Source organism: Mesorhizobium sp. B1-1-5 (assembly GCF_006443065.1).
Lineage (GTDB): Bacteria > Pseudomonadota > Alphaproteobacteria > Rhizobiales > Rhizobiaceae > Mesorhizobium.
Genome location: NZ_VFWS01000148.1, coordinates 1 through 11,530 on the forward strand (window position 1 = coordinate 1; position 11,530 = coordinate 11,530).

Consider the following 11,530-nt stretch of genomic DNA (forward strand, 5'->3'; position numbering starts at 1 on the left):
CGCCCTCGATGGCCACGGTGCAATCGACCAGCCAGTCGCTATGCGTATGCGCGTCGAGGCCGCCATGCGCGAGGCCGAGCCCGCACTGAAGGCGATGGTCGATGCCGGCTGCACGGTGATGTTGATCAAGGGCGCCAGCCGCATCGCGCTCGATGCGGCCGCGCAGCGCGGGCGCGTGGCGCATGACATCGATATACTGGTGCGGCCGGGCGATATGCAGCCGGCCTTCGATGTGTTGCGCGACCGTGGCTGGCAGATCGCCAGCGGCGTTTCCCCGCAATATCTGCGCGCACGGCTGGGATCGCTGCGCTCGATGAATTTCTTCAAGGGCAATTACGGCGACATCGACCTGCATCAGCTTGCCTATGACGGGTCGCAGCAGAACACCGAGGACGACCTCGCGATCTGGCGCCGCGCGGTCGCCGCCCAATTCAGCGATGTCCGCGTGGTCGTGCCCTCGCCCGCCGACCGCATCGCGCTCGCCATCGCGCATGGCGGCCTCGACGCGCATACGCATAGCGACTGGCTGGTCGATTGCACCGTGGCCATCGAGGGCGGCACTGTCGACTGGACCATATTCCTCGATGTCATCGCCAGGCGCAGTCTCGCCGTCGCCGCGGCGGTGGCGCTTTCCTATCTTGCGCTGGAGATTGGCATCGCGGTGCCGGAGGTCGTCCTGGCCAAGGTGGTGGACATGGCCGACCGGCGCGGCGCGGCGCGGCTGTCGTCGGTTCTGCAGGCCAAGCCGCGCACCGATTTCGGCGCGCTGACCTGGCTGTCGCGGGGATTTGCAAAGCAGCTGCGCCTGCGGCGCAAGAAAGGCCGGCTGAAGCAGATCGAGCCGGACACCGTGTGGCGCGGCAAGTCCGTGACGATCAAGGCGACAGGCGGGCCTGCCGCATTTGTGCTCTCGCAAACCCTGGACGAACCGCAGGGCGAAGCCGGCGAGATGATGCTCGATCTCATCGTGCGCATCGTCGTCCCGCCGGTCAGGCGACGCATCGAGATGGAGATCAATGCGGGCGACCGGCACGTAGCCCGGCTGCGCTCGATGGCGATCCGCCGTTCCGGCGGAGAGCGGATGCTGCGCTTTCGCGGCAAGGTGACGCGTGAGGGGACAGGACGGGCCCTGGTGCTGGAGGCTCGGCCGTCACGCCAGTTTCGCGTCTGGGACAACGAGCAGGCCGTCGCCAGCTATGGCGCGCTGCCTTTCCAGCTCGTTTCGGCCACTTTTTCTCCGACCGGCTGACAGTAGCACTCGATTAAATCGACGAGCGCCACGCTTCGCCACGCGTCAGCGCCATGATCGCGTCGGTCGTGAGCCCCTCACCGGCATGGCCTCGCAACTCGGCAAAGCGGCTCACCAGTTGCTTCCTGTCAACACGAGCCAGCACTACGCTCCCATCTGCGGCGCGTCGGAAATCGACCTGGCTTCCCGGGACGATCCCCAGTAGATCGCGGACCGGCTTCGGAATGGTCACTTGTCCTTTTGCCGTGACGGTGGTGGCCATCCTCGATCCTCGGTAACACCAGAAGTGAGCAAGTTATGAATCGAATTTCAACGGCTTGCACCCGCAATTCAAACCCCATAGCGCTCGGTGCGGATCAACCCTGCCGGAACTCCGGCACCGATCAGCGCATCGGCCGCGGTCGACACGAATGCATTCGAGCCGCAGACATAGGCGAGCCTCGGCGCCTTCGGCAGGCGCTCGACGGCCTGCGCCATCATGCGGGCGTCGACGCGCCGGGAATAGTCGGAGGGGCGCTTGGCCGGCTCGCGGGTCAGCGTCAGCACCAGATCGAACCCGTCGCGACGATCGTCGAGGCCGATCAGCTCGTCGCGAAAAATCACCTCGTCCCAGACCCGCGCCGAGAATACCAGCGCGACGGGCACCGCCGTGTTGCGCAGCGTGCGATGGCGCAGCATCGCCATCAGCGGCACGACGCCCGAGCCGCCGCCGACCAGAAGGATCGGTCCGCCGTCGCTTTCCTCCCAGATGAAATGGCCGCCCAGCGGCCCGCGCAGCTCGATCTCGTCGCCGACGGCAGCCACGTCGTGAAAGAAGGGCGAGACCTCACCGTCGTCGAGCCGCTCGATCGCCAGCTCGATGCCGCCACCCGGCGCCGAGGCGATGGAATAGGAGCGGCGCGCCTGATAGCCGTCCGGCGCCGTCAGCCTGATGTCGACATGCTGCCCGGCCAGATGGGCGAAGGGCCGCGTCGGCTGGAACCAGAAGCTGGCGACGCGCGGCGTGCGCTTTTGGATGCGGGTGATCGTGGCTGCCTGCCAGGGCGATTGCGGCGATGGCTCGGCGGTCATGATGATTCGCCACTCATGGGTTCGCCTTCAGGGGTTCGCCTTCAGGGATCGCTCGAATAGCGCTGCTCGCGCCAGGGGTCGCCATACATATGATAGCCGCGCAGCTCCCAGAAGCCCGGCTCGTCGCGCTCGGTGAACTGCAGCCCGTTCACCCATTTGGCCGATTTCCAGAAATAGAGATGCGGCACCAGAAGCCGGGCCGGCCCGCCATGATAGGCCGTGATCGGCTTGCCTTCGTAGAGCAGCGCCACCATCGCCTTGCCGGTGACGAGGTCCTTGGTCGGCACATTGGTGGAATAGCCGTCGAAGGATAGCGCCAACGTGTAAGCCGTCGGCGGCTGGATGCCGGCATCGGCGAGGATGTCGTCGATCATCACGCCTTGCCAGGGCGTGTTGAACTTGGTCCAGGCCGTCACGCAATGGATGTCGCGCGTCATCTTGCTTTGCGGCAGGGCGTTGAACTCGGCCCAGTTCCATTTCTTGATCGGCTTTGGCCCCTGCTTCAAGGTGAAGGACCAATCCTCGGCGCGGACCCGCGGCGTCGGCCCCGCCGACAGAACCGGGAACCCTTGCTCCAGATACTGGCCCGGCGGGATTCGCGCGTCGGTGTCGGCAGGAGGACGCCGTCCGGAAAAGAAGCCACGGGTCACCATCGAGACATCCCTTGCGCCGGATTTGGTCGATCGCGGGGAGTGTTCTCGAAGACGCTCTGGGGAGCAACAGAAATCTTGCAGACAGAGCCTGCCGGAGACGCCGGCAGGCTCTGTCGAGGCCCTTGTCAGCCGGCGGCGAAGGGCACCGCGACGAATATCTGCGCGTCGCCGCGATCGATCAGCAAAAGCACCGACTTCTTGCCGGACTTGCCTGCCTCGGCGATCGCCTGGTTGGCCTGCCTGGCCGTCTTCACCAGCGTCTGGTCGACGCCGACGATGACGTCGCCCGGCTGGATGCCGGCGGCCGATGCCGCCTTGTCCGGATTGACCCGCTCGACCACCGCGCCGCGCTGGTTGCCGGCAAGATTGAGCTGGTCGCGGATATCGGGGGTGAGGTCGGTCAGGCCGAGGCCGAGCGAGGGAACGCGCAGGCCCTGTTCGGCCGACGGGCTGCGGCTTTGGTTGCCGTTCGAGGCCGTCTTTTGATCTTCGGCGTTGCGGCCGACATCGGCGGAGATCTGCATCGCCTTGCCCTTGCGCCAGATATTGACGGTTTCCCTGGCGCCCGGCGACACGTCGGCTACGGCGCGCGACAGATCCTTCGGATCCTTGATCTCCTGGCCGCCGAAGCCGGTGATGACGTCGCCGGTTTCAATGCCGGCCTTGGCCGCCGGCGACCCGTCGGTGACCTGGGAGACCAGCGCGCCGCCCGGATGATCGATGCCGATGGCGCTGGCAACATCCGGGGTGACCGGCTGGATCTGCACACCGAGATAGCCGTACTCGATGTCGCCGCCCTTCATCAGCTTGGCGACGACCTTCTCAGCCTGGTCCGACGGGATGGCGAAGCCGACGCCGACGCTGCCGCCATTGGGCGAGTAGATGGCGGTGTTGATGCCGATGACATTGCCGTTGACGTCGACCAGCGGGCCGCCGGAATTGCCGTGGTTGATCGGCGCGTCGATTTGGATGAAGTCGTCGAACGGCCCGCTATGCAGGTCGCGGCCGCGCGCCGAGACGATGCCGGCGGTGACCGTGGTGCCGATGCCGAACGGATTGCCGATCGCCAGCACCTGGTCACCGGTCATCAGCTTGCTGGAATCGCCCCATTTGACGGTCGGCAGCGGCTTGTCGGCCTTGATCTTGAGCACCGCGAGATCGTTCTTGGCGTCGTGTCCGACGAGCTTTGCGGGAAGCTCGGTGCCGTCGTCGAGCGTCACCTTGATCGAGCTTGCACCGTCGACGACATGGTTGTTGGTGACGATCGTGCCGTCGGCGCCGACGATGAAGCCGGAACCGAGGGCCTCCTGCCGCTGCGACTGCTGCTGCGGTGGCGCTTTCGGCATCGGCATGCCCTGATCGCCGAAGAACTGCTGGAAGAACTGGTCGAAGGGCACGTTGCCGCCAAGCGGCGAACCCTCGTCCTGGGCCTGCGCCTTGGTGACCGAGGTGATGGTGACGACGGCCGGCTTGGTGACGGCGATGACAGGCGCGAAGGAGCCGTTCGGAGCGGTGATGCCGGGTACCGGCGTCTGCGTCGTCGCGGCCACGGTGCTCAGGCCGGCATTGTTCTGGGCGAAGGAGACGACGACGGGAGAAATGATCAGCGCAGCGCCCAACAGGGCCGCGACGCGATGTCTGCGAAGAATGTTCATGGGTGACATGGTCGTTTCTGTCCGGGCGAGAGGTTGATCCGGCGCCCCGGATGGCTCTCGAAGCACGCATCCGTTGGCGTGTCGGCGACCGGGATTGCCTGCCTCGCCTTGCATGGCAGCCGGCCGGATCGACAATCAAGATTTAGGGTGCGGAATGGCCTGAATCAGGGCCTTTGGATGACCTTACGAAGATTTAATTCAGGGAGCGCTTACGAACCGCTCTCTCCGGCGCAGATAAGCGGAGGCGATCTCACGCATTCGCTGGCCGGTAAAACTCGGGCCATGGCCGCCATGGCCGATGCGGATCGGCAGGTCGAGCAGCCGCTGCATGGTGCGGCAATAGGCCATGCGGTCCGAATCCGGCAGATCGTCGATCAGCATGCCGTCATAGATGGCATCGCCGGCGAGGAAGAGGCCATCGGCCTCGTCGAAAAGCGCGATCGAATCCGGCGAGTGTCCAGGCAGGTGCAGCACCCGGAATTTGCGATCGCCGAGATCGACGATGTCGCCTTCGTCGAGCGCACGCGTCAGCGGTGCCGAGGGAATCCGGTAATCAGCCGCCTTCCAGCCCGGCGCCGGCAGCTTCGAGACGGCGCCGTCGAGATTGTGGAACATGTAAGCGTAGGTGACGGCATCATCCATGACGTCGAACCGCGCCGCGCTCATCTTCGGACCCAGGCGCAGCGGGAATTCATGCAGCGAGCCGACATGGTCGAGATGGATATGCGTGGCGACGACGATGAGCGGCTTGCCGGGCGGCGTGTCGATCTCAGGCGCCAGCGGGCGAATGCCCATGCCGGTATCGACCAGCAGATCCGCGTCGCGGCCCTTCAAATGCCACATGTTGGCGCGCACGAAATCATGCACGAAGGGTTCGGTCAGCATCGTCGTGCCGGCATCGACTTTCGCCTTGCCGAACCAGTCGCCGACCGCAAGCTCGAGCATCGAGCCGCCACCCATCATACGAAGGGCTTGCCGACCTTGTATTTTTCCGGCACCAGCCGCTTCAGATAGGCCATGCCGGCCTCCGACAGCTGGTTGGCGTCCGGCTGCATGAAATCGTCGGGCATGTGACGCGTCTTGCCGGCCACCGCCTTCAGCGGCACCTTCTTCAGCACTGTCTTCGAGCCATCATACTGGATCGCGACCGAGCCGCCGCCTTCGCCGGCAACGGCAACCGCGAAGGCGCCGGCGTCGAAGGCTTCCTTGGCATCGACAGCGCTGATCGCGCCGACATAACCGCGCGGCATATAGCCCAGCGCGTCGACCCGCGCGCGCTTGCCCGGCAGGCCTTCGGCCAGGGCCCGTTCGAGCGCCGCCGGCAGGTCGCTGCCCGACAGTTTGACGTTGCCGTGCTGGTCGCGCTCCAGCTTGTCCGGTGGCACCAGGCTTTCGACCAGCGCCTTGCCGTCGGCGGTGCTGACGCCCTCCGAGACGGCGACAATGCAGCGCTTGTGGCGGTCCAGCTTTTCGCGCACTTCATCGATGAAACGCTTCGCCGAGAAGGCGCGCTCCGGCACATAGATCAGATGCGGTCCGCTGTCGGGATCGAGCTGCCATGCGGCCGCGGCGGCGGTCAGGAAGCCGGCGTGACGGCCCATGACGATGCCGAGATAGATGCCGGGCAGCGCGCGGAAATCGAGGTCGACGGAGAGGAAGGCGCCGGCGACGAATTCGGCCGCCGAGATGAAGCCCGGCGTGTGGTCGTTCTCCTCGAGATCGTTGTCGATGGTCTTGGGCGCATGCACGAAGGCGATCGAGCCGCCGGCGGCATCGGTCAGGATCTGCTGAGTGCCCGAGGTGTCGTTGCCGCCGATATAGATGAAGGCGTCGGCGCCGGCCTTTTTCAGGCCGTTGAGAATGACCTCGCAATAGGCGGCGTCCGGCTTGTCGCGGGTCGAGCCGAGGGCGGCACTCGGCGTGCCGGCGATCAGCCACAGCCGGTCTTCGGGGATGGCGGAGAGATCGACATAGTTGCCGTCGCGGATGCCGCGCACGCCATGGAGCGAGCCCAGCACCTTGGCGCCGGGATGACGCTTGCGGATTTCCAGCGTGGCGCCGACGACCGTCTGGTTGATGACGGCGGTCGGGCCGCCGCCCTGCGCGATGACGAAGGTTCCAGCCATGCTTTCTCTCCCGAGGCGAAGGTTTTCACGGCACCTTCGCCTGTCTTAGGGCATCGCGCAACGGAAGAGTGAGCCGGCGGAGCGATCAGACGACGACGACCGGGTTCTTCTTGGAAACGCGGCTGTAGAGGTCGATGATGTCCTGGTTGATCAGGCGCACGCAGCCCGACGACATGGCCTGGCCGATGCTCCACCATTCGGGCGAGCCGTGGATTCGGTAGCCGGTGTCCTTGCCGTTCTGGTAGATGTAGAGCGCCCGGGCGCCCAGCGGATTGGTGAGACCGCCGGGCTGGCCGCCCTGCCATTTCACCAGTTCGGGCTTGCGCTGGATCATCTCCGGCGGTGGCGTCCACACCGGCCATTCGCGGCCGTACTGGATGTTGGCGCGGCCCGACCAGCGGAAGCCGTCCTTGCCGATGCCGACGCCGTAGCGGATGGCGTCGCCGCCCGGCTGGACGAGATAGAGCATGCGCTCCTGCAAGTGGACGACGATGGTGCCGGGCGCCTCGCCGGTCTTGTCGACGACGATCTGGCGGCGGAACTGCGGCTTGACCTTCTGCCACGGCACCTCCGGCACCTGGAACCCGCCGTCGGTGAGCGAGGCGTACATGACGTCCGGGCCGGTGATGTTCTTGTCGACGCTGATCGCCGGACGCATCGGCGGCACGGAACCGGTGACGGTGTTGTCGAGCTGCATTTGCGGCAGGTCGAGCGTGTCGGTGGTGCTGCAGCCGGCAAGGCCGAGCAGCGCCATGGCGCCGGCGCCGGAAAGCATGGCGCGGCGGGAAAGCTGAATTTCGGTATCGATTGCGGCGCCGTTGGAAGGCGGCGTCAGACGTTGCGGCAACTCGCGCATGCACCAAACCCTACGCTGCCGGCGGGGGTCCGGCCGGATCGCAGGCATTTTCGCCATTCATCGTTGAAAAAGGGTGAAAGAGCGCGTGCCAAGCTTAACCCTAACGGATCGTTATGGCGGTAGATGAGCCGCCGGCCGGGGGCTGAAGATTTTCCGACGGCCCCTTTACATTCTCGCCGGCTCCAGGATTTATCCTTTTCTTTGCGCTCAAGGAGCAGGGAAATGTCCTTCGAAAACTGGGCTGCCTTCGCCGCCGCCTCTTCCATCCTTCTCATCATTCCTGGCCCGACGATCCTCCTGGTCGTCTCCTATGCGCTTGGGCAAGGCTGGCGCACCGCGCTGCCGATGGCGGTGGGCGTGGCGCTGGGCGACTTCACCGCCATGACGCTGTCGATGCTCGGCATCGGCGCGCTGCTCGCGGCCTCGGCAACGGTGTTCACCGTGCTCAAGGTGATCGGCGCCGGCTACCTCATCTATCTCGGCATAAAGCTGTTCCGCGCCGGCGGCGCGCTGAAGGCCGAACCGCGCACCGACGCGGTTTCGGCGGCACGGATGATGGCGCATGCCTGGCTGGTGACGGCGCTGAACCCGAAGAGCATCACCTTCTTCGTCGCCTTCCTGCCGCAATTCCTCGACCGGCATGCCGACTTCTGGACGCAGATGCTGATCTTCGAGACGACCTTCCTGACCCTGGCCTTCGCCAACGCCTTCGGCTACGCGCTGGTCGCATCCAGGGCCAGGGCGATCGTGCGCAACCCGAAGGCGATCCGCATCTTCAACCGCACCGGCGGCACGCTGCTGGTCGGCGCCGGCATCGCGACGGTGGCGGTGCGGTCGGCCAACTGACGCTATGAAGGACGCATTCGGTCTGACTTACTCGGGCGCGACCGAAGCCGGATTTTCGTCCTACGCCCGCGCCGTGCATGAATTGCAATGCTTCATCGGCGACCCGGTCGGTTCCATCGACCGCGCCATTGCCGATGATCCGGCCTTCGTCATGGCGCATGTTTTCAAAGGTTATCTGTTCGGCCTCGCCACGGAGCGGGATGCGATGGCGGTCGCGCGATCATGCCACGCGGCAGCGCTGCTGCTCGCCGGCACCGTGCGCGAACAGGCGCATGTCGCGGCGCTTGGGCATCTCGCCGATGGCCGCTGGCATGAAAGCGCACGCATCCTCGAAGACATCGCGATCGACACTCCGCACGATGCGCTGGCGCTGCAAGTGGGGCATCAGATCGATTTCTTCACCGGCAACGCGCGCATGCTGCGCGACCGCATCGGCCGGGCGCTGCCGGCCTGGCAGAAAGGCATGCCGGGCTACCACGCCATTCTCGGCATGCAGGCGTTCGGGCTGGAGGAAATGGGCGATTACGCCCGTGCCGAATCCTTCGGCCGGCAGGCTGTGGAGATCGAACCGCGCGACGGCTGGGCGCAGCATGCGGTCGCGCATGTCATGGAAATGCAAAGCCGGCAACGAGACGGCATCGCCTGGATGCGCGCCAATCCAGATGCATGGACCAAGGAGAGTTTTCTCCAGATCCACAATTGGTGGCACCTGGCGCTGTTCCATTACGATCTCGGCGAAACCGACGAGGTGCTCAAGCTCTATGACGGGCCGATCTATGGCGACCGCTCGACATTGGCGCTCAATATGGTCGATGCCTCGGCGATCCTGTGGCGCCTCGCCCTGGGCGGCGTCGATGTCGGCGACCGCTGGGCGGCACTGGCGGCCAACTGGATGCCAAAAGCCGCCGCCGGCAATTATGCCTTCAACGATGCGCACGCGATGATGGCCTTTGTCGGCGCAGGCCTGGAGGCGCCGGCCAAGACGCTGCTCGAGGCGCAACGCGAGGCGATGCGCGTCGAGGATGACAACGCCGCCTTCACGCGCGATGTCGGCCATCCGCTGACGCTTGCGATCAAGGCCTTCGGCGAAGGCAAATATGACGAGGCCGTGCGCCTGATCCGGCCGATCCGCTCGATCGCGCATCGTTTCGGCGGCAGCCATGCGCAGCGCGACGTGATCGACTTGACGCTGATCGAGTCCGCTCTGCGCGCCGGCGACACGGCGCTGGCGCGGGCGCTGACGGCCGAACGGCAGCTCGCCCGGCCGGACAGCCCGCTGTCGGCGCTGTTCTCGCGTCGCGCCGCCGATTTGTCAGAGAATTGACCCGGAGCGGATCTTGTCCTAAAAACTGGCCAAGCCAGATTTTTTCGGGGTCCGAAAAAATTAACGGCAGTGGGAGGAAATCATGTATCTCGGCCTCGACCTGGGCACTTCGGGCGTCAAGGCGCTGCTGATCGACGACGGCCAGAAGGTCATCGGCTCCGGCCATGGCTCGCTCGACGTCTCGCGGCCGCATCCGGGTTGGTCGGAGCAGGATCCGGCCCATTGGATCGAGGCCTGCGAGACGGCGATTGCCGAACTCAAAGCTTCGCATCCGAAGGAACTGGCCGCGGTCAAAGGCATCGGCCTTTCCGGTCAGATGCATGGCGCCACCTTGCTCGATGCCGCGGACAAGGTGCTGCGCCCCTGCATCCTGTGGAACGACACGCGCAGCCATGTCGAGGCGGCCGCGCTCGATGCCGATCCACGCTTCCGCAAGCTCACCGGCAACATCGTCTTCCCGGGCTTCACCGCGCCGAAGCTTGCCTGGGTGAAGAACAACGAGCCGGCAATTTTTGCCAAGGTGGCAAAGGTGCTGCTGCCAAAGGACTATCTGCGGCTCTGGCTGACCGGCGAGCATATTTCCGAGATGTCGGATTCGGCCGGCACCTCGTGGCTCGATGTCGGCAAGCGCCGCTGGGCGCCCGAACTGCTGGCGGCGACATCGCTCGACGAAAAGCACATGCCCTCGCTGGTCGAAGGCACGGCCAAGGCCGGCGCCTTGCGGGGCGAGCTCGCTTCCAAATGGGGTGTCGCGACAGGCATCCCGATCGCCGGCGGCGCTGGCGACAACGCGGCCTCGGCCTGCGGCATGGGCACGGTCGGCGCCGGCCACGCCTTCGTGTCGCTCGGCACGTCGGGCGTGCTGTTTGCGGCGAACGCTTCCTATCTGCCCAATCCGGAAAGCGCGGTGCACACGTTCTGCCATGCGCTGCCCGACACCTGGCACCAGATGGGCGTGATCCTGTCGGCCACCGATTCGCTCAACTGGCTGTCGGAGATCACCGGAAAGAGCGCCGGCGACCTGACGCATGAACTCGGCGATATGCTGAAGGCGCCGACGGGCGTCTCTTTCCTGCCCTATCTTTCGGGCGAGCGCACGCCGCACAATGATTCCGCCATCCGCGGCTCCTTCACCGGGCTGGCGCATCAATCGAGCCGGGCCGTGCTGACGCAGGCGGTGCTTGAGGGCGTCGCCTTCGCGTTCCGCGACAGTCTCGAAGCGCTGAAGACGGCCGGCACGACACTGAGCCGGGTGACCGCGATCGGCGGCGGCTCGCGCTCGCGCTATTGGCTGAAGGCGATCGCCACCGCGCTGCAGGTGCCGGTCGACATCCCGGCCGACGGCGATTTCGGCGCCGCCTTCGGCGCGGCGCGGTTGGGGTTGATCGCCGCGACCGGCGCCGATCCGCTTGGCGTCTGCACCGCGCCGGCGACGGATGCGACGATCGAGCCGGACGTCGGGCTTGGTGGTGCTTATGTCGATGCTTATCAGAGATATCGGGCGCTATATCCGGCGATTAGGGCGGTAACTGCGTGAGCAGGCGCGAGGCCCCCCTCTCTGCCCTGCCGGGCATCTCCCCCTCAAGGGGGGAGATTGGATGTCACGTCGGCTTTCGCCAATCGCCGGCGTTGCAAGGAGAGGCGAGGCCTCGAAGCTGCCAATCTCCCCCTCAGAGGGGGAGATGCCCGGCAGGCACGAGGGGGGTGCCTCGCGCCACTCTTACCCAGTTATCCTCACTGCGCCGGCACC

11 protein-coding genes are annotated in these 11,530 nt (G+C 65.8%); 4 read left to right on the top strand and 7 right to left on the bottom strand.

Annotated features, from left to right (window positions below):
- Positions 1–1,249: nucleotidyltransferase family protein (locus FJ980_RS27010; RefSeq protein WP_140546730.1), on the top strand; the 1,249-nt coding region annotated here is incomplete at its 5' end.
- A gap of 13 nt (positions 1,250–1,262) precedes the next feature.
- Here FJ980_RS27010 and FJ980_RS27015 read toward each other — a convergent pair.
- From FJ980_RS27015 to FJ980_RS27045, 7 genes are all read right to left on the bottom strand, one after another.
- Positions 1,263–1,511 (bottom strand): AbrB/MazE/SpoVT family DNA-binding domain-containing protein, encoded by a 249-nt coding sequence (locus FJ980_RS27015; RefSeq protein ID WP_140546731.1) that lies wholly within the window; start codon positions 1,509–1,511, stop codon positions 1,263–1,265.
- A gap of 68 nt (positions 1,512–1,579) precedes the next feature.
- Positions 1,580–2,320: a ferredoxin reductase gene (locus FJ980_RS27020; RefSeq protein ID WP_140546732.1), complete on the bottom strand. Its 741-nt coding sequence runs from the start codon at positions 2,318–2,320 to the stop codon at positions 1,580–1,582.
- A gap of 41 nt (positions 2,321–2,361) precedes the next feature.
- A complete protein-coding gene (locus FJ980_RS27025) occupies positions 2,362–2,973 on the bottom strand; it encodes a molybdopterin-dependent oxidoreductase (RefSeq protein ID WP_140546733.1) in 612 nt (203 codons plus the stop codon).
- Between the two features lie 125 nt (positions 2,974–3,098).
- On the bottom strand, positions 3,099–4,637 hold the full coding sequence (locus FJ980_RS27030) for a DegQ family serine endoprotease (protein ID WP_140546734.1): 1,539 nt from the start codon (positions 4,635–4,637) through the stop codon (positions 3,099–3,101).
- 189 nt (positions 4,638–4,826) lie between these two features.
- Complete coding sequence (locus FJ980_RS27035; RefSeq protein WP_140546735.1) at positions 4,827–5,573, bottom strand: MBL fold metallo-hydrolase; 747 nt, start codon at positions 5,571–5,573, stop codon at positions 4,827–4,829.
- 14 nt (positions 5,574–5,587) lie between these two features.
- On the bottom strand, positions 5,588–6,754 hold the full coding sequence (locus FJ980_RS27040) for a diphosphate--fructose-6-phosphate 1-phosphotransferase (protein ID WP_140546736.1): 1,167 nt from the start codon (positions 6,752–6,754) through the stop codon (positions 5,588–5,590).
- Positions 6,755–6,839: 85 nt separating this feature from the next.
- Positions 6,840–7,529 (bottom strand): L,D-transpeptidase, encoded by a 690-nt coding sequence (locus FJ980_RS27045; protein WP_224531778.1) that lies wholly within the window; start codon positions 7,527–7,529, stop codon positions 6,840–6,842.
- A gap of 303 nt (positions 7,530–7,832) precedes the next feature.
- Here FJ980_RS27045 and FJ980_RS27050 point away from each other — a divergent pair, with 303 nt between their 5' ends.
- From FJ980_RS27050 to xylB, 3 genes are all read left to right on the top strand, one after another.
- Positions 7,833–8,456 (top strand): LysE family translocator, encoded by a 624-nt coding sequence (locus FJ980_RS27050; RefSeq protein ID WP_140546738.1) that lies wholly within the window; start codon positions 7,833–7,835, stop codon positions 8,454–8,456.
- 4 nt (positions 8,457–8,460) lie between these two features.
- Positions 8,461–9,780: a tetratricopeptide repeat protein gene (locus FJ980_RS27055; RefSeq protein WP_140546739.1), complete on the top strand. Its 1,320-nt coding sequence runs from the start codon at positions 8,461–8,463 to the stop codon at positions 9,778–9,780.
- 82 nt (positions 9,781–9,862) lie between these two features.
- Positions 9,863–11,317, top strand: a complete 1,455-nt coding sequence (gene xylB, locus FJ980_RS27060; RefSeq protein WP_140546740.1) for a xylulokinase — start codon at positions 9,863–9,865, stop codon at positions 11,315–11,317.
- The last annotated feature ends 213 nt before the right edge of the window (positions 11,318–11,530 follow it).